General features: G+C 44.6%; 19 protein-coding genes. 12 read left to right on the top strand and 7 right to left on the bottom strand.

The features are described 5' to 3' along the window. The first annotated feature begins 7 nt into the window (after nt 1–7). Nucleotides 8–298 (top strand): GNAT family N-acetyltransferase, encoded by a 291-nt coding sequence (locus CWD77_RS13995; protein WP_101074207.1) that lies wholly within the window; start codon nt 8–10, stop codon nt 296–298. Between the two features lie 89 nt (nt 299–387). Beyond that, entirely contained in the window at nt 388–2,823 is a 2,436-nt protein-coding gene (locus tag CWD77_RS13990) for a zinc-dependent metalloprotease (RefSeq protein ID WP_101074206.1), read from the top strand. A gap of 166 nt (nt 2,824–2,989) precedes the next feature. Here the strand turns inward: CWD77_RS13990 and aat are convergent, their stop codons facing one another. The 3 genes from aat to uvrB all read right to left on the bottom strand — a co-directional run bounded on the left by aat (nt 2,990) and on the right by uvrB (nt 6,404). Further along, a complete protein-coding gene (aat, locus tag CWD77_RS13985) occupies nt 2,990–3,595 on the bottom strand; it encodes a leucyl/phenylalanyl-tRNA--protein transferase (protein ID WP_101074205.1) in 606 nt (201 codons plus the stop codon). Nucleotides 3,596–3,776: 181 nt separating this feature from the next. Continuing rightward, nucleotides 3,777–4,340, bottom strand: coding sequence for a class I SAM-dependent methyltransferase (locus tag CWD77_RS13980; protein ID WP_101074204.1), 564 nt, complete (start codon nt 4,338–4,340; stop codon nt 3,777–3,779). A gap of 12 nt (nt 4,341–4,352) precedes the next feature. After that, nucleotides 4,353–6,404, bottom strand: a complete 2,052-nt coding sequence (gene uvrB / locus CWD77_RS13975; protein ID WP_101074203.1) for an excinuclease ABC subunit UvrB — start codon at nt 6,402–6,404, stop codon at nt 4,353–4,355. A gap of 140 nt (nt 6,405–6,544) precedes the next feature. Between uvrB and tyrA the strand changes: the two genes are divergently transcribed. Then, nucleotides 6,545–7,675 (top strand): bifunctional chorismate mutase/prephenate dehydrogenase, encoded by a 1,131-nt coding sequence (tyrA, locus tag CWD77_RS13970; protein WP_101074202.1) that lies wholly within the window; start codon nt 6,545–6,547, stop codon nt 7,673–7,675. 165 nt (nt 7,676–7,840) lie between these two features. Here tyrA and CWD77_RS13965 read toward each other — a convergent pair whose 3' ends face one another. Then, the gene (locus CWD77_RS13965; protein WP_101074201.1) at nt 7,841–8,602 is read right to left on the bottom strand and encodes a peptidase; all 762 of its coding nucleotides are present in this window, start codon (nt 8,600–8,602) and stop codon (nt 7,841–7,843) included. Between the two features lie 117 nt (nt 8,603–8,719). Here CWD77_RS13965 and CWD77_RS13960 point away from each other — a divergent pair, with 117 nt between their 5' ends. Next, entirely contained in the window at nt 8,720–9,187 is a 468-nt protein-coding gene (locus tag CWD77_RS13960) for a GNAT family N-acetyltransferase (protein ID WP_101074446.1), read from the top strand. Between the two features lie 267 nt (nt 9,188–9,454). Here the strand turns inward: CWD77_RS13960 and CWD77_RS13955 are convergent, their stop codons facing one another. Then, complete coding sequence (locus CWD77_RS13955) at nt 9,455–11,512, bottom strand: glycoside hydrolase family 97 protein (RefSeq protein ID WP_101074200.1); 2,058 nt, start codon at nt 11,510–11,512, stop codon at nt 9,455–9,457. A 240-nt stretch (nt 11,513–11,752) separates the two neighbouring features. Between CWD77_RS13955 and lpdA the strand changes: the two genes are divergently transcribed. From lpdA to CWD77_RS13915, 8 genes are all read left to right on the top strand, one after another. Beyond that, nucleotides 11,753–13,174: a dihydrolipoyl dehydrogenase gene (gene lpdA / locus CWD77_RS13950; RefSeq protein ID WP_101074199.1), complete on the top strand. Its 1,422-nt coding sequence runs from the start codon at nt 11,753–11,755 to the stop codon at nt 13,172–13,174. A 226-nt stretch (nt 13,175–13,400) separates the two neighbouring features. Beyond that, nucleotides 13,401–14,102: an energy transducer TonB gene (locus CWD77_RS13945; RefSeq protein WP_101074198.1), complete on the top strand. Its 702-nt coding sequence runs from the start codon at nt 13,401–13,403 to the stop codon at nt 14,100–14,102. Between the two features lie 79 nt (nt 14,103–14,181). After that, the gene (gene lipB, locus CWD77_RS13940; protein ID WP_101074197.1) at nt 14,182–14,922 is read left to right on the top strand and encodes a lipoyl(octanoyl) transferase LipB; all 741 of its coding nucleotides are present in this window, start codon (nt 14,182–14,184) and stop codon (nt 14,920–14,922) included. Between the two features lie 32 nt (nt 14,923–14,954). Continuing rightward, nucleotides 14,955–15,833 (top strand): lipoyl synthase, encoded by an 879-nt coding sequence (gene lipA, locus CWD77_RS13935; protein ID WP_101074196.1) that lies wholly within the window; start codon nt 14,955–14,957, stop codon nt 15,831–15,833. Nucleotides 15,834–15,901: 68 nt separating this feature from the next. Further along, nucleotides 15,902–16,597: a glycerol-3-phosphate 1-O-acyltransferase PlsY gene (plsY, locus tag CWD77_RS13930; protein ID WP_101074195.1), complete on the top strand. Its 696-nt coding sequence runs from the start codon at nt 15,902–15,904 to the stop codon at nt 16,595–16,597. Then, nucleotides 16,594–17,604, top strand: a complete 1,011-nt coding sequence (locus tag CWD77_RS13925) for an NAD(P)H-dependent glycerol-3-phosphate dehydrogenase (RefSeq protein WP_101074194.1) — start codon at nt 16,594–16,596, stop codon at nt 17,602–17,604. Before plsY ends, CWD77_RS13925 begins: the two co-directional genes overlap by 4 nt. 60 nt (nt 17,605–17,664) lie before the next feature. After that, nucleotides 17,665–18,342: an AlbA family DNA-binding domain-containing protein gene (locus CWD77_RS13920; protein WP_101074193.1), complete on the top strand. Its 678-nt coding sequence runs from the start codon at nt 17,665–17,667 to the stop codon at nt 18,340–18,342. Nucleotides 18,343–18,360: 18 nt separating this feature from the next. Then, a complete protein-coding gene (locus CWD77_RS13915; RefSeq protein ID WP_101074192.1) occupies nt 18,361–18,804 on the top strand; it encodes a HesB/IscA family protein in 444 nt (147 codons plus the stop codon). 70 nt (nt 18,805–18,874) lie between these two features. Here CWD77_RS13915 and hslO read toward each other — a convergent pair whose 3' ends face one another. Continuing rightward, nucleotides 18,875–19,780 (bottom strand): Hsp33 family molecular chaperone HslO, encoded by a 906-nt coding sequence (hslO, locus tag CWD77_RS13910; RefSeq protein WP_101074191.1) that lies wholly within the window; start codon nt 19,778–19,780, stop codon nt 18,875–18,877. 193 nt (nt 19,781–19,973) lie between these two features. After that, complete coding sequence (locus CWD77_RS13905; protein ID WP_133120244.1) at nt 19,974–20,798, bottom strand: DUF6159 family protein; 825 nt, start codon at nt 20,796–20,798, stop codon at nt 19,974–19,976. Nucleotides 20,799–20,825: the final 27 nt, after the last annotated feature.

Here is a 20,825-nt window from a genome sequence, read left to right as displayed (position 1 = left end):
AAGGGTTATGGCAGAGGTAATCAATAACAAAGAAAAGAACCGGTATGAGCTAAAGCTCGATGGACACACCGCCATTGCCGAATATATTCTGAATAAACAGGGAGTTCTCTTTTTTACACATACGGAAGTCCCTAAAGACCTTGAAGGTGAGGGTGTGGCTTCAAAGCTGATGGAGTCTGCATTTGATGATGCTGAAGAACGCGGATTGAAAATTGCTCCGATCTGTCCGTTTGTAAAATCCTACATTCAGCGTCATCCCGAGTGGAAACGACTTTTGGCAGAAGAGCATCGTTTTTAGCAATAATTTTTCAACCTTTTGCAGTGAATGAACTCTACATTTTGTTAATTAAATAGCATAAGATCAACCGAAAACGAATCACGTTATATATGAATCATTTGATACGAAATCTATTCATCATACTGTTCACAGGTTATTTTGCGATCTCCTGTGCAACAACGGAGAGCACCTCTTCGGCATCCGGGTCAGACGAGTCCCGAACTGAGCAGAGCTCCGACTCAAAAAGTTACAGCAGTGTGATTACATCCGAAGCAGAAACACAGCAGGGTGTTGTGGATATCCATTCTGTAGGCGACAAAATTTACTATGAAATTCCGGATTCCCTTCTGGGCCGTGATTTTCTAATGGTGAGCCGTGTTGCAGCTGTACCCAATAATTTTTCAGGATTTACCAGCAGCGGTTCCAAAACCGCAGAGCAGGTGATTACCTTTGAAAAGGTGAACGACAAAATTAATATCCGGCAGCGACTTTATAACAGCGTTGCGCCGGACTCTCTCCCTATATCCCGATCCGTTCGTGCAAACAACTACGAGCCGATCATAGCATCATTTGAGGTAAAGGCTATCGGTCCGGACAGTACCACAACGGTCGTAGAGGTAAACAGTCTGTTTGAAACGGATGTGCCGGCTATTTCCGGTCTTCAGGGATGGTTGCGCAGCTCTTACCAGGTGCGTCGGCTTGATAGCAGCCGAAGCTATATTGAGCGCGCCAGAACCTATCCGCGAAATGTGGAAGTGCGTCATGTGATGACCTACGAGGCGATGAATCCGCCATCATCATCCAATACCAATAGTATCTCACTTTTGATGAACCAGTCAATGGTTCTATTACCGAAAGAGCCGATGCGTCCGCGCTATCACGATTACCGGGTTGGATGGTTTACCGTCACTCAGCTCGATTTTGGTTCTGATGAACAGAAAGCCGCTACACGGTCGCTTATCCGGCGCTGGAGACTCGAACCTTCTGACCCTGATGCATATGCCCGTGGAGAACTGGTTGAGCCGGTAAAACCGATCGTTTACTACGTAGACCCCGGAACTCCCGAGGAGTATCGTCAGGCTGTGATTCAAGGGGTTGAAGACTGGAATGTTACATTTGAAGAGGCCGGATTTAAAAATGCCATTCAGGCAAAACTTCCTCCTACAGAAGAGGAAGATCCCGATTTTGAACCGGAAGATATTCGTTACAACATGGTTCGCTGGATTGCCAATACCACTCGAAATGCCACCGGGCCTAGTATGACTGACCCCCGAACCGGAGAGATTATCGGAAGTGACATTATCTGGTACCACAATCACATCCGGTCATACAGAAACCGCCTGATGCTGGAAACCGGCGCTGCCAACTCCAAAGCACAAAATCTGCGCGTGGATGATGACTATCTGAAAGAGGCAATCCGTCAGGTGATTGCACACGAAATTGGTCATGCACTCGGGCTGCCTCACAACATGAAGGCGAACTCCTCTTATCCGGTGGAGTCGCTTCGAGATCCTGAGTTTACGTCGCAGTATGGAGTGTCGGCTTCCATCATGGACTATGCGCGCCAGAACTATATCGCCCAGCCCGGAGACGGTGTAGAGCGATTCATTCGTAAAATCGGCCCGTACGACAAGTACTCCATCAACTGGGGATATCGTGTCATTCCAGATGCGGAAACACCGGAAGACGAAGTTTCAACGCTGAATGAGTGGATTCTTGAGAAAGCCGATGATCCGATGTATCGATTTGGTCAATCAACCGGTTATGATCCATCTGCTCAGACAGAAACGCTGTCTGATGATCCGGTGCAGGCGTCTACGTACGGCATGATGAACCTGCAGCGAGTGACGCCAAACCTGGTTGAGTGGACATCACGTCCGGGGCAGGGTTACGATGATCTGGAAGAGGTTTATGGCGAGCTGATTGGTCAGTGGAGCCGTTATGTAGGGCACGTGATTACCAACATTGGCGGGGTTTATATGGAGCGTATTGCATCTGATCAGGATGGAAATGTTTATCGCCCTGTAAGCAAAGAGTATCAGGAAAAAGCGATGGAGTTTATGGTGGAGAATGCCTTTACAACCCCGGATTGGCTGCTGGATGAAAACATTCTGAGAAATATTGAACATGCCGGCGCTGTTGAGCGAATTCAATCTCTGCAGGGGCGTCATCTTACTAGTGTGATGAATTCCTCGCGAATGTTACGCTTGATTGAAGGTGAATCTTTCCGTGGTGATGATGCATATACCATTGCGGAAATGCTTGAAGACGTTCGAAAAGGCGTGTGGAGTGAGCTTTCTTCGAATTCATCAATCGATGTTTATCGCAGAAATCTTCAGCGAACCTATCTGAATCACGTGAAATCCCTTATGGAGAGTGATGATGACGATGTGAACGGAAGCGACATCAAACCGTTGCTGCGTGAAGAGCTCAGAACGTTGAAAACAGAAGTAGATCGCGCCGTGAACCGTACGGTAGATCGCAGAACGGTTGTGCACCTTCAGGATGTACAAAACCGAATTGAGAATATTCTCGATCCAAAATAGTTCACAACCCGTCAGGCCGCTCTAAGCGGTCTGACGGTTATCAATAATATGATTTCCTCAAGACCTGTCAGGTTTTAAAAACCTGACAGGTCTTTTTTTGTTTATAAATCGAGTATGAAAACACCCCTCATCAGCTAAAGCAGATACTCCCCTCAAGGGGAGATAACTATATTTTAAACTCCTTATTCATTTTTTCCATCGCACTGTCCAGTCGTTTTTGATACTCGTCGGCAGAAATCTCAGTACATCCAAATTGAGCGAGGTGATCGGTATAGAATTGTGTATCCCAAAGTTCAAACCCGTTCTTTTCCAGAATTTGATGGCAATGCCAGAGTGCTACTTTATCTGCTTCCTTCTCATTTTTAAACATGGACTCCCCAAAAAAAGCAGCCCCCAGAGAAACTCCATAAAGTCCACCGGCGAGTTTTCCTTTTGCATTGTACATCTCAACAGAGTGAGCGTAACCGGCCAGATACAGCACTTCAAACGAATCGATGATCAGTTCAGAAATCCAGGTAGTTTTACGATTGGCACACTCAGTCACCACATCCCGAAAACGTGTGTTGACCTTGCATTTAAATCTACTCTGGCGAATGATTCGCTCTACATTTGATGAGACTTTAAATCGATCCATCGGAATAATACCGCGCTGTTGGGCAGAGTACCAACCCACTGTCCCATCATCCCGTGATTCACTCATCGGGAAAATTCCCTGGCTGTACGCTTCCAGCAGAGTTTCAGGCGGTATGATCTTTTTTCCATCAGTATTCATACACAAAACCGGTCAGACCGCTCCGAGCGGGCAGACGGTAATTTATTGAGAAGTTAAAATTGATCTGAGGTCGATTCACAAGTCTTCCCTTGAGCTGAAGTACCGCCGGTCAGGCGGAGGGGTGTCAACCTGAGAATTATTTACCCTTCTGACCGCATGGAGCGGTCTGACGGAGCGTGAATCAGTGCCCGTTTTTGTGAATTTTATAGATAAAATAGGGTGGGATATTGAGTGGTTCGAAGTCAGTTTCAAAGTTGCCAAATACTTCCATAACCGGCTTCTTGAGGTGCCCGCTTGTTTGATAAGCGAGGAATTTGCCGTCATCTTTTAAAATTTTCTTGGTTGCCTGCAGTACCTCAATCTTGCGGTCCCACTCGAGAAAAGAGAATGGGATGCCGGAGAGTACGTAATCTACATTGCCGATCAATTCGTCACTCAATACCGATTCTACATTACCGGCGAGAACATTGTGAATTTCAACCCTGGGGTCATCAATGGAATCTTTGAGGGCCGAAACAAAATTCTGATTGGCTTCAATCAGAATAAGCCGGGAATTTGGCGACATGTTTTCTATAAGGTAGTGGGTAAAAGCGCCGTTTCCAGGCCCGTACTCTACCAAGGTAAAATCCTTTGAGAAATCGATGTTGGTACAAACTTTTTTAACACAACGCGGTGAAGTGGGGATCACCGAAGCTACGTCGCGATCTTTAACGAACGTCTTAAAAAATTCAATTTTTTTGCCCATGAAAAGTATTGATTATAGTTCTTTTTCAAGTGTTGCAATTTGGTCGCGGATACGGGCAGCCTCTTCGAACTCCATGTTCTTGGCTGACTGTAGCATCGACTCGCGTAAATATTCGAGAAACTTCTCCTTACTTTCAAATGTAACTTCTTTCATAGCCGGATTAGCTCTGTACTGAATTCCATCTTCAGCTACTTTTACCGTCTCCAGGTAGTCAGATTGGTCATCTTTACGTGTTGAATCTAATGTAAAATCTTGTGTAGAGATCAATGCAGGGTCCACTAAAGGCTTCAATTCTTTCTTGATTGTTTGAGGAGTAATGCCGTGTTCCTTGTTATAATCTGCCTGAATTTTTCTGCGGCGGGTCGTCTCGTCAATCACTTTTTGCATGCTCTTTGTAATTTTATTTGCATAGAGTATGGCTTTTCCGCCAACATTCCTTGCAGCTCTACCCACAATTTGGAATAGAGATGTTTCAGATCGCAGAAAGCCCTCTTTATCAGCATCTAAAATGGCAACAAGGCTCAGCTCAGGAATATCGATTCCCTCCCGAAGCAAGTTGATCCCAACAAGCACTTTAAAATCACCGCGGCGGAATTTGTAGAGAACTTCCACACGCTGCATCGCATCCAGTTCGCTATGCATGTAGGCCGCCGGGATACCAAGATTCTTGAGGTATTCACTCAACTCCTCACTGAGTCGTTTGGTCAAGGTGATACAGAGTACACGTTCATTCTTTTCAGCCCGTTTTCGAATTTCTTCAAGAAGGTCATCGACCTGCGTATCCAGTGGGCGAACTTCAATTTCGGGTTCCATCAGGCCGGTAGGACGAATAATTTGCTCAACATATACACCGTCCGATTTTTCCAATTCATAATCACTGGGAGTCGCACTTACAAAAATAGCTTGATTAATCATTGTCTCCCACTCTTCGAATGTGAGAGGCCGGTTGTCCAGGGCCGAAGGTAAACGGAATCCGTGCTCCACCAACTCTATTTTTCTTGATCGGTCACCGCCATACATGGCTCCGATTTGCGGAACAGTCTGGTGGCTTTCATCCACAACAAGCAGATAATCATCAGGGAAATAGTCCATCAGGCAATAAGGGCGCTCACCCGGCTTACGGGCACTGAGATAGCGCGAGTAGTTTTCAATACCGGAGCAGTATCCAATTTCCTGCATCATCTCAATATCAAAAAGTGTGCGCTGTTCGAGTCGTTTGGCTTCCAGAAATTTATGTTCATCCTGTAGCACTTCAACCCGCCAGTGCATTTCATCTCTGATCTGTTTAATCGACTCTTCAAGCCGACCTTGAGTCGTTACATAGTGAGACGCGGGATAGATTCGAAATTCATCCACATCATCGATAATGTCACCGGATTCAACATCAAAAACCTGCATTTTTTCAATTTCATCTCCCCACATGGTTATGCGTAATCCCTCTTCGGAGTAGGCTGGGTAGATATCTACAACATCACCGCGAACACGGAAAGTACCTCGAGTAAATTCGTGGTCACTGCGGCGATAATGAAGGTCTACCAGATCGTAGAGTAATGTATTTCTTGGGATATCCTGACCCACTTTCAGCTGGATGATCAGCTTTTCGTACTCCGATGGTGAACCTATACCGTAAATACAGCTGACGGATGAGACGATGATCACATCACGGCGTCCGGATAAAAGTGAACTGGTAGCTCTCAAGCGGAGCCGCTGGATTTCTTCGTTGATGGAGAGATCCTTTTCAATGTATTTATCCTGCGAAGAGATGTACGCTTCAGGCTGGTAGTAGTCGTAATAGGATATAAAGAACTCCACCCTGTTTTCAGGGAAAAAGTCACTCAGCTCACGATAGAGCTGTGCGGCGAGAGTCTTGTTGTGACTCATTACCAGCGTGGGTTTTTGTACGTTCTCAATTACACCGGCTACGGTTCGGGTTTTACCCGATCCGGTAATTCCTAAAAGTGTTTGAAATTTATCGTTGCTTTGAACGCCCTCGGTTAATTCTTTGATGGCATTCGGCTGATCGCCGGCCGGCTCCCAGGGTGAGTGAAGCTTAAAATTAGACATAAACCTAAGATAACAATGTGATTTGCCGAATAAAACAAATTCAGGGATAAATCATTCTCTGTCGCGCATTTTTGTGCGAATAAGCCTACTTTTATGCACTTGATGAACAAATAGGATTTTTTATTCAACTATAAAGCACTATGGCTGACCAGAAGCACTTAAAAAAACAACGCGAACAGATCGATGATATTGATAATCAAATACTGGATCTGCTTCAGCAAAGAAATCGTGTTGTTCAGGAAGTCATTCAAACCAAGGTGGAAAAGCAGCTTCCTGTCTTTGTTGCGGGTCGGGAGGAGGAGAAGACCAACGCTTTTAGAAAGAAAGCTGAAGAGCGTGGAATTGACCCGAATTGGGCTGAAGACTTCTTGAGAATGGTGATGGCATCATCCCGCGCGGCTCAGTCTGCAAAAACCTTTCCGCGTTCAACGAAAGAGCCGAAGCATGTGCTGTACGTGGGAGGTGAAGGTGGAATGGGGGCTCTGTATCGGAAGTTTACGGAGAATAGTGGTCATATTGCCTACTCCATTGATAAGGGAAACTGGTATCAACTTGAGGAGATGGCACCAAAACTGGATATGGTGATTGTTACGGTGCCTATCCGGGTAACTGAGGATGTAATTCGGCGACTGTCTCCGAAGTTGAAACCGGATACGATTTTGGCTGATTTTACATCCAACAAATCAGAGCCGTTGAAAGCGATGCTGGATGCACACTCCGGACCGGTTGTTGGCCTTCACCCGATGCACGGGCCTTCAGTTCCAAACTTGTCGAAGCAGCTGATGGTGTTTTGTTCGGGCCGTGAATCGGAGAAGGCGGATTGGTTCAAGGAGCAGTGCAGGCTTTGGGGAATGAGGGTAATCGATGCGGAGCCGGAAAAACACGACCATGTGATGAACCTGGTTCAGGGATTAAGGCACTTTGTGGCCCTGCTGCACGGATCGTTTATGAAAGAGTATGATTTGAATCCGGAGGAGATGTTGGAGTACTCCAGTCCAATTTACCGCGCGGAGCTGATGATGACCGGACGGATATTTGCCCAGGACGCTGAACTTTATGCGGATATTGTGTTTGCCAATAAAGAGCGTCGGGAACTGCTTCTTACCTTTTTCAACCATCAGAAAAAACTGATGGAGATGGTTGAGAAGGATGACAAATCTGGCTTTATCAAAGAGTTTGAATCGGTTACAGACTTCTTTGGCAGTTTTGCCTCACAGGCACTGAAGGAGAGCGGATACCTGATAAATCGGCTTGCAGATCGGTTTTCATAAGTTTTCCCGGGGATAAATCCCCGGCCTGCCTTCCAAAGCTAAAGCGCAGGCAGGCTCGTGCATGAAACCCATGAATGGGTTTTTCAATAGCAAGATTTTGATGAGCAAAAAGCACCAAAGCTGTGGGGCTTAATACACGAGCCGGTCATTCATGACCGGGCTATACTACTTCCCGCCCACTGCCTGTAAATCCGCCACACAATTTTCATCCAGTTCAGGAATATTTCCTCCAAAAATATTAGCGAACAGATCAGCATTACGGAAAGCGTAGAACATCAGACATTGATCGTTGTCGCAGTGACGGCCGTTATCTGTATCCTGATGGTTGGTTTGCATATCCACCCCATTATTTACAAGCCCTAAGATGTGCCCAAATTCATGCCTCAATACAATAGTCTCGACATCCTCTTTAGAAGGGCTCCCAATTCCGCTGCTCACTTCATTAAACTTTGGCCCGAAGAGTGCCATGGATGTATTGAAATGGGCAATACCGAGAACATCACTTTCACTATACTCTCCGTCCACAATAATAAAATAAGCTGCAATTTCATTTTCTGAAGAGAACTGAGTTCGGTGTTCACGCTCCAGATCGCGAATATCATTCGCTGTGTAGGAACTCTCGCCGGAAGCCGGTATTTCTTCCGGTTCCATTATTGTAACAGTTGATTTATTCAACCGGTCACTTAGAAATGATTCCAGATTTTGGAGTCCTTCCTGCGTCGGTTCATATCCCTGCATATATTGAACCTGAATAACCAAACGTTCAAAATCATCATCAGTCAGAAATTCCGTGGCCGACTGACCCGGGTTGATTTCGTGATCGAACGAAAATTCATTTTCGTCTGTATCGGTAACAGAACCGGAGTCGCAAGATGTAAGAATCAGCAGAATTGTTATTAGTAATGATAGAATGTATCGAATCTTCATGTCTGTCAATCTATGATTTGTAATGGTTTCTGCTATTTTTATGGTTTACAACTGCAAATGTTTCCGCCGGAACAATTTAAAAAATTACAAAAAGATAAAATTCAAACAAATCCAGGTATGAAGGAGTTGGTAATTGTTGAGACCGATTTGAATAACCCAAAACATGCAGAAGCTGTTTTGTTCAGTACCGATCAGTATGCCAGAGATGCCATGGGTATGAAGCGGCCGTTGGATGAAAATGTTAAGAAGCAATTGATTGGTCGCTTGAAAGAATTCCCATCCTATGTAGGGTTTTTAGCATTTATGGATGATCAGCCGGCCGGTGTTGCTAATTGTGTGTACAGTTTTTCCACATTTAAAGCCCAAAAGGTGATCAATATTCACGATCTGGCGGTAAATCCACAGTTTCGCGGAAATGGAATCGGAGAGGCACTGTTGGCTGAAGTGGAGCGAAAAGCAATAAAAGAGAACTGCTGCAAAGTCACTCTTGAAGTTCGGGAAGATAATCGGGCCCGGAATCTCTATGAACGAGCCGGATTCTCTTATGGTGAACCCCGAATGTTTTTTATGGAGAAGGAGATTTGAATTAGCCACGGAAAAGCATAGAATTTTCGGTGTTAATCCGTGGTTCCGTGGCAAAGTGGGAAGGCAATGTTTAAACGTATAAATCAATTAAACACACCCCTCAATCCCCTCTCGAGAGGGGAGGAATATCACGAAAGAGAAACCGGGATGAATTCCGCGCTCTTGTGTTAAATCCATGAATGGTTTTTGATGTTTAGTATGTTGTATAAAAAAGCCCCAAATCTGGGGCTTAATATGCGAGACGGTCATTCATGACCAGTAATTCTATTATTCACTCACATGCATAAACCGAACGGCTTGTCCGCCACCCGGCGCAAGGTTAACGGTAAACTCAGTGTCTGAATCCACCTCCATCTCCTCAACTACAAACCCGTAAGGATTGGAATCCCAGTCGGCATCTTCACTGTCACGATAAATTTGAGCGATGTACGAGTCTCCATCATTCAAAAAGTCGAGTGTAAAGGTAAACTCGCGAGGTTCCTCATCGGTGATGCTGCCCAAGTACCAGTCCTCACTGTCTCGGTCTTTTCGAACCGTGGTGATATACTTTCCTATCTCACCGTTCAGCACTTTGGTATCGTGCCAGTCAGCCGGAACATCCTTGATAAACTGAAGGGCATCGGAACGCTCTTCGTAATTTTCAGGCAGATCGGCCGCCATTTGCAGCGGACTGTAAATGACTACATAGAGAGCAAGCTCCTTCGCCAGTGTGTGGTTGATGCGATTATCCGGTTTGTACTCATCAAAAAGTAGGTCTACAATTCCCGGTGTGTAGTCAAACGGTCCGGCAAGATTCCGGTGGAATGGTAAAATGGTTACATAATTGGGTGGATTTCCGGGACCGTCCCATACATTCTCACCGCTTCCCCATGCATTGTACTCTTGCCCGCGGGCTACTTCCCGGGTCATCAGGTTGGGCCAGGTTCTGCGAAGCCCGGTGTCTTTTACGCCCTCATGTACGTTCAGGGATATGTTATATTTCGCTGCCAACTCCACTACTTTTTGATGATGACGAACCATGTGTTGCCCGTGATGCCATTCATAATTTCGGTTGCCATCCTCATCGGTCCAGAAAATCTCCTGTCCGTGACCCACATATCCCATTTTAACAGATCGAACTCCCAGCTCTTCATATAGCTGGAAAGCCTCTTCCATCTGGCCTTCATAGTGTTCCACAGAAGCGGATGTTTCGTGATGCCCCATCAGTCTTACTCCATTATCGAGAGCATATTCGGCAACCTGTTCCAGATCAAAGTCGTCCATCGGGCGGGTGAAATCGAACACAACACCGTCAGCAAACCAATCGCCGTCCCAGCCGGGATTCCAGCCTTCAACCAACACGTGGTCAAAACCGTGCTCTGCGGCAAAATCAATATACTTCATCGCGTTTTCGGTTGTGGCGCCGTGAATGGGTCCGGATCCCCATGTAGATTTGTCGAGGTGCATTTCCCACCAGATGCCTACATATTTTGCGGGTTCAATCCACGAAGTATCTTCAATTTTATTTGGTTCATTCAGGTTCAGAGTCAGATATGACTCGACCAAATCTCCGGCTTGTTCACCTATTTGAAGTGTTCTCCACGGCGTTTTGAATGGCGTGGATGCGCGAACCAGAACGCCATCATGCCAGGGGATCAGGTTGGCTTTCAATTGGTTATCCCCGGTATGCTCAATATTCATCGTTGAGTAGTCAACCAAAGCTGCTTCGTGCAAAGCCAGATACAGGCCGTCTTCCGTTTTCATGGTGAATGGAGTAACTACGGTATCCACTTCAGCCAGACGGGTGTGCTCGGGCAGGTACTCATACCGGTTCCACTGAAGTGCGCCGATCCACCAGCTTTCGTGGTCACCGGTCATGTTAAATTCGGTGAGTTCATCCATAATATTGAACTCCTGCAGATTGGATTGATCGGGGAATTCGTACCGGAAACCGATACCGTCATCGTAAGCGCGGAAAACGACGGATAGTTCACGGTTTGGCTCTTCGGTCTCTTTCAGGGTTACTTTTAGTTCGTTGTAGTGATTCCGTATCTCTTCTTTTTCACCCCAAACCTGTGTCCAGGTTTCGTCAAAAGAGGATTTTTCAACAGATGAGATCTCAAATCCGCCATCCAAAGCCGGTTGATCCTGTAACTCAAACCCTAACCGGGATGAAGTTATGACCGGAGAGTCTCCATGTTGAACTGCGTAGTAGGGGACTCCTTCATCGAGGAAAAATTCGATGCTGTTGGCGCTTCCCGGCGACTCAATTCGAGTGTTTTGGTTGGTGCAGGCTGAAAACAAAACGAGAGAGATGACTGAAAAAAGAATGGTTTGAATTCGCATAAGTTCGGCTTGATAAATGAATAAATTGAACCTGTAAAATAGCTGAATTTTAACTTCCTATTAAAGTCAAAAGTGACGTGGGTTTGTAATCATGAATTGGCTCGTCGATCCATTTAATTATCTGAATTAGATTCCGTAACTTTATGTGCTGTTTAAATACGTATTCAAGCAGCAGGGCTGATTTTTGGAATAGAGGATGGTCCTGTAATAACTATTGAAATCATAAGATCTTAATTCGACATGGCAAAAGAATTCGACGTTTGTGTAATTGGAAGTGGACCTGGTGGTTATGTAGCCGCCATTCGCGCTTCTCAACTGGGCTTTAAAACTGCAATTGTAGAAAAGAGATTTTTAGGCGGTGTTTGCCTGAATATTGGTTGTATTCCAACCAAGGCGCTCCTTCGTTCAGCAGAAGTAATTGAAACGGTTTCACACGCTTCAGACTATGGAGTGGATGTAAAAGAGTTCTCCCCTAACTTTGAAGGGATGATTAAAAGAAGCCGCGGTGTTGCCGACAAGATGAGCAAAGGCGTTCAGTTTTTAATGAAAGCCAATAAAATTGAAGTACTGAATGGAACCGGCGTATTCAAATCGAATAAAGAGCTGGCTATTCAGGATGAAAAAGGAAAAGAACAGGAGACTGTAAAAGCGAAGCACTTTATCGTTGCAACAGGTGCTCGTCCGCGTCAGCTTCCAAATCTTGAGATCGATGGCGAAATGATCATCGATTCCGAAAAAGCAATGCAGCTTGATAAGCAGCCAAAGAAGATGGTGATTATCGGGGCCGGAGCCATTGGCGTTGAGTTCGCCTATTTCTACAACTCCATTGGTACAGAAGTGACCCTGGTTGAACTCCAGAAAACGCTGGTTCCTGTTGAGGATAAAGATGTTGGGAAAGAGCTCGGCAAGATCTACAAGAAGAAAGGAATTAATATCTTTACCGAAAGTTCGGTTGAAAAAGTAGAAAAGAAAGGGAAAGGCGTAAAAGCGACCATTAAGACCAAGAAAGGTACCGAAGAGGTGGAAGCCGATGTGGTTCTTTCTGCCGTGGGTGTTACCGGAAATATTGAAGATATCGGTCTTGAAAAAGCCGGTGTGAAAACCGAAAAAGGCGCTATTAAAGTAGACATGAGCACTTACAAAACCGATGCTGACGGTATTTACGCCATCGGTGATGTGATCGGTGCTCCATGGCTGGCTCACAAAGCTTCTCATGAAGCTACGGTTTGCGTAGAGCAACTGGCCGGCGAAAATCCTCATCCGATTAACTACAACAATATTCCTGGCTGTACCTATTGCGAGCCGCAAATTGCTTCTGTAGGAATGACCGAAGAGCAAGCGAAAGAGGAAGGATACGACGTGATGGTCGGCAAATTCCCATTCTCTGCCAGTGGAAAAGCTTCTGGTCTTGGTCACGAAGAAGGCTTTGTAAAAGTTGTTTTTGACTCGAAATACGGTGAATGGCTAGGTTGCCATATGATCGGTTCACATGTTACTGAACTGATCGCTGAAGCCGTTGTGGCGCGCGATCTCGAAACCACCGGACACGAAATCATCAGCGCGGTTCATCCACATCCAACGATGAGTGAAGCGGTGATGGAAGCTGTGGCTGAGGCGTACGGAGAAGGAGTTCACCTCGGATCCAAGCCGAAGAAGAAATAAGCGCTGATTTATATATCGGTATTGATTTCACGGGCCAAGATTCGTGAATATTTTTAAAAAAGGCAGGTTTAACGACCCGCCTTTTTTTATTTCCATTTATTTTTAGATAAAAAGGTATTAAACTATAAATAGTACATCGTTTCTTTACAATTATGTACTAAATTGAGAATAGAGAGTAAAAATAAGTCACATAACAAGCTATCGTAGAAAAGATGAGAGGTTGGATATGGAAGCAAAGAATAATAAGCCCGGAATTGAAGGGAAAAAGAAAAAAGAGTTAGACCTTCGTAACTACTATACCATTTTATGGGAAACAGGTTTAATAGTGGCTCTTCTGATATTCATCATTCTGTTTCGGATTGATTTTGTGCCGACACAGGAAGAAGAGAATTATGTTGTAGAAACTCAGGAAGAGGTCGTTGTGGAGGAAATTGTACAGACGCGGCAGCAGCCTGAAATTCCGCCGCCACCCCGCCCACCGGTTCCGGTTGAAGTACCCAACGATGAAATTATCGAAGATATTAATATCGAAATAGATTCCGAGCTGGATATTTTCTCCGAAAGCAAATTACCGCCCCCACCACCTCCATCAGCAGAAGAAGAAAAAGATGAAGAGGAGGAAGAGGATTTCTTCGTGTTTGTAGAAGAGATGCCTAAACTAAAAGGGGACTTGATGGAGTTACAGTCAAAAGTAAGATATCCGGAATTAGCCCGAAAGGCAGGTATTGAAGGTCGTGTTCATATTCAGTTTGTTGTAAACGAAATGGGCGAGGTAGAAGACCCCCGGGTGATTAGAGGAATAGGAGGGGGTTGTGATGAAGAGGCGCTTCGTGTAATCCGACAAGCAGAATTTACGCCAGGACTGCAGCGAGGTAAACCGGTCAGAGTTCAATTTTCACTGCCTGTATACTTTAAAATTAAAGAGTAAAGTAAAACGAATTACTATGTGGTAATGATTCATAGACCGGGAAGATTAATTATGCAGAATTTTAATTATCTTTCCGGCTATGATGAAGTATATCGATGTATATGACTTGGGCAATGCACCCTACCGCCCTGTTTGGGATCTTCAAAAAAAGTTGCAGCACGGATTAATCACTCAGAAACGAAATATCCGTGACGGACTCTTAGACACCTATAAAAGTAATGACATACTCCTTTTTGTGGAGCATCCGCATGTCTATACCCTTGGAAAAAGCGGCGATTCCTCCCATCTTCTGAAAGCCATTGAAGAGCTTTCGCAAATAGAGGCAGAATATATTGAAATCGATCGCGGTGGTGACATCACCTATCACGGCCCGGGCCAGATTGTAGGCTATCCCATTCTCGACTTGGATCGTCATTTTACCGATATCCATAAATATCTTCGCTTCCTGGAAGAGGTAATCATTCGTACCTGCGCCGATTTCGGAATAAAAGCAGGTAGAATTGATGGACTAACCGGTGTTTGGGTAAGTCAACAAAAGATATGCGCTATGGGAATACGTTGTTCGAGATGGGTAACCATGCACGGTTTTGCCTTCAACGTAAATACCGATCTCTCCTACTTCGACCATATAGTGCCATGCGGCATAAGCGATAAGTCTGTTACCAGTTTAGCTGATCTAACGGAGAGCTACATCGACCCCGAAAATGTAAAAGAGTGTTTGGTTGAGCACTTTAGCGAAATATTTGATGTTTCGATAAATCTGAAAGAGCAAAAACCTGAACCCGAGCAACAATTTTCTTACCTTAGTACACTTAAATAAAAAGCCGAATAACGGCGAAGACAGATTGTGTTATGATTAAAGAACTTGAAATAATTGACAAAAAAGGACCTTCTAACCGGCGACCTGATTGGTTAAGGGTTAAACTGCCATCCGGTGAGAAGTTTAAAGAAGTTTCACAGACCATTCGCGACAATAATCTAAACACCGTTTGTTCCGAAGCGCGCTGTCCAAATATGGGCGAATGCTGGGGAGCCGGAACGGCTACCTTTATGATTTTAGGTGATGTTTGTACGCGGTCATGCTCATTCTGTGCTGTTAAAACCGGTCGGCCGGTTCAGGGACTCGATTGGGATGAGCCTCGCCGTGTTGCTGATGCTGCTGCAAAAATGAAACTAAAACACGTTGTTCTCACTTCAGTAAACCGCGATGAACGCAAAGATGGCGGAGCTCCAATTTTTGCAGAATGTCATAAAGTGCTTCGCGAAACGATTGACGGCGTAACCATTGAGTCGTTAATTCCGGATTTTAGAGGAGTATGGGATGCACTGCAAACGGTGATCGATACCCCTCCTGATGTTTTAAGTCATAACCTGGAGACAGTACCAAGACTCTACAGAACAGTTCGACCCCAGGCTAAATACGAACGTTCACTGGAACTTTTAAAAAGAGTTAAAGCTCAGGGAGTTCGTTCCAAAACTGGAATTATGGTTGGGTTGGGAGAAACCCGGGAAGAGGTTATTGAACTGATGCAGGACTGCGTGGATCATAACGTTGATGTACTTACCATTGGCCAGTACATGCAGCCTACAAAAATGCACCATCCGGTAGTGGAGTGGGTTCACCCCGACCTTTTTGCTGAATACAAAGAGATTGGCGAAAAATTAGGTATTGAACACGTTGAAAGTGGCCCGCTTGTAAGATCATCTTATCACGCAGAGCGTCACGTCTAGTTATTGGTTTTCGTTATTGTGATGCGACTTTGGATGAATACAAACCCTGATTAAACGGAACCGCTTCCATGCTATCCATACTTGTTGTTTTTATTCTCTGCTATCTGGTTGGAGCCATTCCAAGCTCACTCTGGATGGGTAAAATATTTTTTAAGGTAGATATCCGTAAACATGGAAGCGGGAATGCAGGAGCTACCAATACATTTCGGATTTTGGGATGGAAAGCCGGAACCATTGTACTCCTCTTTGATTTCGGGAAAGGATTACTGTCCACCTTGGTATTGAGTCAGCTTGCCTACAGTATCGGAAGCGGACCGGTTAGTTTTTATGAAGGCTGGGATGTGGATTCCATGCTGCTAATCCTGTCCGGCCTGGCTGCGGTTATCGGGCACATGTTTCCGGTCTATGCAAACTTTAAAGGCGGAAAAGGGGCCGCCACCGCATGCGGTATGCTCTACGGAATTGAGCCGGTTTCGATTAGTGTCTCTCTGGCGCTATTCCTGATATTGATGTTTTCCACACGATATGTGTCTGTGGGATCCATATTTGCTTCATTGATCTATCCATTTTCTCAATTATTTCTACGGTATGGTTTAGGTTGGGATATCGATGGAAGTATAATCCTATTTAGCAGCGCAATTGCATTGGGAATTATCATCAAACACAAAGGAAATATTAAACGCCTTTTGAATGGTACGGAAAATCGAATTCAGTCGTTTAAACCATCAAACGGTAGATTGAAAAAAGAAGAGAATTCAGCGTGAAAAATATAAGTATCATCGGAGCCGGAAGTTTTGGAACGGCATTGGGTGTCGTTTTGGGTAGTAAAGAATACACTGTAACCATCTGGGCCAGGGAAAAAGAAGTAGTGGAAGGGATTAACAATAAAAAATTTAATCCGGCCTACCTTAAGGATGTTGGACTACCTCATTCTGTTAAAGCAACAAACTCGTTAGAAGAGGCTGTTAAAAGTTCAGAAATGATTGTATTTGCAACTCCTACTCATGCATTGCGGGAAGTTGCTGCTAAAGTAAAACCCTTTTTGAACGGAAAGGAAATCATTGTCAGCATCGCCAAGGGAATAGAGAAAGATACCCTGATGACTCCCTCTCAAATTTTAGTTGATGTACTGGAAGGAACCGTTCTTGAAGATCAGATTGGCGTGTTGACCGGGCCGAGTCACGCCGAGGAGGTTGCCACGTTAAAGCCGACAACGGTTGTATCTGCAGCCTATTCAAAGCGAGTGGCTCGAATCATACAGGAAACTTTTATGACTGCCCGTTTCCGGGTGTATTTGAATAATGACATTATTGGAGTGGAAATTGGCGGTGCACTGAAAAACATTATGGCCATTGCGGCCGGAATAGTTGATGGGGCCGAATTTGGTGATAATGCCAAAGCAGCACTGATGACCCGCGGTCTGCACGAAATGAAGCGTATGGGCGCTGTGCTGGGAGCTTCAATGGATACATTTTCGGGGCTGACCGGAATGGGAGATTTGATTGTTACCTGCACAAGTAAACATAGCCGAAATCGGTTTGTTGGATTTCATATTGGTCAGGGTAAGAAACTTGATGAAATCACTTCAGGTATGAACATGGTTGCAGAAGGTGTTAAAACGACGGAATCTGTATGTCAGTGGTCACAAAAAAATAATGTTGAGATGCCGATCACAAATGCCGTTTATAAAGTTCTTTTTGAAAACATCTCTCCGGTTCAAATGGTGGAAGAGTTGATGACCCGAAATCCCAAAGAAGAAAAAATGATCTAAATACTCTTCACTTTTGTTCGTTGACAAATAGTTATCAGAAAAAACCAGTTAGTTAGCATTATGAAATTGCCGAACGGTGAAATTGTCATTTCAGACATGAACCCCTCCGACCTCCGCCATCTGATTCAAACCGGTGAAGGCACTTTTCTTGAATTTAAAAAGACAGTACCGGCACCGGCTAAAATTGCACGCGAAATCGCTGCATTTGCAAATACATCGGGCGGAACCATCCTTATTGGTGTAGAAGACAATAAACAGATTACAGGGATTCGTTCTTATTTCGAAGAGGAATTCTTGCTACAGGAGGCAGCTCAAAAACTGTGTGTGCCTGCTGTTCAGATTTATATCGAGTTAGTGCATCTTCCGGATACTGATGTGATGGTAGTTCGTGTTCCCGAAGCAAAGAAAAAACCGGTCTACCTGAAGGGAAAGAAGAAGCGACAAGTGTTTGTCAGGTTTCAGGATGAGAGTGTTCTGGCCAGCGATGAACAGACCGAAATATTAAAGCAACAATATTCAGATACCGGTGTTACGTTTGAATATGGAAAGCATGAGCAGATGCTCTTTCGATATTTGAATGAATATGGTGAGATCAATGTTCAAAAGTTCTCTGAATTGATTAACGTAACGACCTATCGTGCGTCCAAAATTCTTGTTAATTTAGTGAGTGCCGGAATTCTGAAACTGTTCAGAAAATCGGAAAAAGATTATTTTACCTTTGCAAACCCTGTGAAGTAACTGCAAAAGATTTTATTTATGGCTATTAAAGATGAAAATTTAAACGACGTAATTGCTTCCCTTATCGATGATGAGCCGAAAGAGGATAGCGGGGAAAAGCAATTTCATCAACAATTTGAAGGTCAGCCTGAGAAGAAAAACGTAGAGCTGACTGAACGTGCGGCGAAACAGATTCAAAAAATTAAAGAGAAAGAGGATCTGGATGCTGAACTCTATCTTCGTGTAGCTGTCGAGGGCGGAGGTTGTTCGGGCCTCAGTTATAAACTTGGTTTCGACATTCGAACGGACGAAGATGAGATCATAAAATCCCAGGGAATGGAAATTGTGGTCAATCCCGATCACTTGATGTACCTGAATGGAATTGTGATCGACTACCCCGACGGACTGGACGCCCGCGGATTTACCTTCGACAATCCCAATGCCAGCGAAGCGTGCGGCTGTGGTTCATCATTTGCTATTTAACAGCTATGTTTTGCTGATTTCGTTTGCAACACTTTGTAAACTCAGCGATTTGCCAAACCTTACTTAAATATCAGTTCAGTTTGGCTTTCGCTGTTTCAGCCATCTCTGCAATCTCCTCTTTTGAGATCTCCATTTTTGTGCCACAGTAGTTACAAACTACTTCCTGGCTCTCGCCTTCCATCTCTTTCAAATCTTCATATCCCAGCATGGAAAGGGCGTTTTTAAACCGTTTTGGAGAGCAACGGCAGAAAAAGTGAACCGGTTGACGGTCCAACTCTTTTACTGAAAATGGCTTGGTTGCCATCTCCATGATATCATCAATGTAGTAGTCATTCTCAAACAGCTCACTGAGTGGTGGCAGGCTTGTTAATGTTTTCTGCAGCTGCTCCACTTTTTCCTCTTCAGCTTCCGGCAGTCGCTGCACTAAAACTCCCCCAGCGTGCTTGACAGATCCGTCGTCGTTCAGACTCACATCCAGTAAAAATCCGGATAGAATTTGCTCAGATTGTGCCATAAAGTGAGCGACGTCGGCATTGATATCTCCGGCTACAAGTTCTATTGAACTTCTTCTCGGTTCCGCTTCATTGTAAAGCGTTTTGGTAACCGTGAGTATCCCGGCCCCAAGCCCGTCTCCGATGGTTGTGTCCGGATGGCTGTAATCCAATTCCGCGGATGGATTGGCAGAGTAACCCCGCACTTCACCAACACGGTTAGCTTCGGCTGTGAGCATGCCTACCGGGCCACTGCCTTCAATACGAACCTGAATACGCTCTTCTCCCTTAAGTTCTGATGCGAGCAGCATCGACGCAGTAAGGGTTTTGCCCAGCAGAACCGTATTCAACAGAGATAAATTGTGATTTTGCTGAGCTGTTTTAACCACATCCGTTGTTTTAACAACGCTGATTTTAAACTGCCCGTCAGGGTCGATTCCCTTGATTAGCCTGTCTTTGAACTGAAACTTCTTTTTGAGTGACATAAAAATTACTACCTGTCTGTAAAATGTTTATTTAAACGTTGGTTGCTTTGAAGTTGTATCGGATTTTTGCTTACATCCTCTTATGAAGAGGAGGAATTGCAGGTGAATAGTTCATCCCGAAACAGCTTATTGTGAGTTGAAACACAGTTGCGTATCCATTACCGGATATGAAACGAAAGGATTCGGGTTGATATTATCTGACAGCCTGATCAATCTGTGTTTGTGTAAATGAACTCGCAAGCCGATCCTCACGTACGTAAAGATAAAGAGTTGCCATGAAAATAGATTGAAGAATCCATTGAAATATTCCGAGTACCAAACCAAACAGAATCAGCAGCGCAATTCCGATAATTATGAAGATCTCTCCGAGTAGAAACAGAGGTATGGTGATAGCTCCCGCTCCAATGAGTATGATTGCAAATATCAGTCCAAAGCTGAAGTGACCAATCAGCTGTTCACCCCATGATTTTTTAAGCATACCTGCCGACTCTTTCAGAGATTCAATGGGGCCCTTTTTCTCAATCACCAAAACCGGCAAAACCAGGAAGCTGGTTACAGTCCAGCTCAAACCGATTATGCCGGCCACTATTTTTCCAATAAAATCCGATTGGTTTTCGATGGAATTGATGATGATTCCTACGGTTGCAGCGATAGCCGTCCATCCCAGCAGATGTCCGAGCCGATCTCTCAATTCGTTGAAAACCTCACCGAATGTAGGCTCCTCTCCCCGGATATGTTTGATTGCATAAAGAATAGCTCCCGAGTTAAAGAATATGATCACAAAGTAGTTCAGGTAATAGAACATGAATAGCGTAAAAAACATCATTGTATCGGACAATGATTCAAAGATGCCAATCGAATTGATGCCTTGGGTAAACAGTAGCGGCATAATAAACGTGAACCCCACGATAAGAGTACAAATTCCTGAAAAAACAGGGAATAGTAACATTCTTTTGTCTTCAAGAAGAATATTTAATGAGCTCTTCATGAGCGACCAGGTAGCGGAAAATCTATTCATAGGAAGAGGTGATTGAGTTGTAAGGTC

Source organism: Rhodohalobacter barkolensis (assembly GCF_002834295.1).
GTDB classification, from domain to species: domain Bacteria; phylum Bacteroidota; class Rhodothermia; order Balneolales; family Balneolaceae; genus Rhodohalobacter; species Rhodohalobacter barkolensis.
The sequence above is the reverse complement of the archived record's forward strand: the minus strand, read 5'-3'. Positions and strand labels throughout refer to the sequence as shown.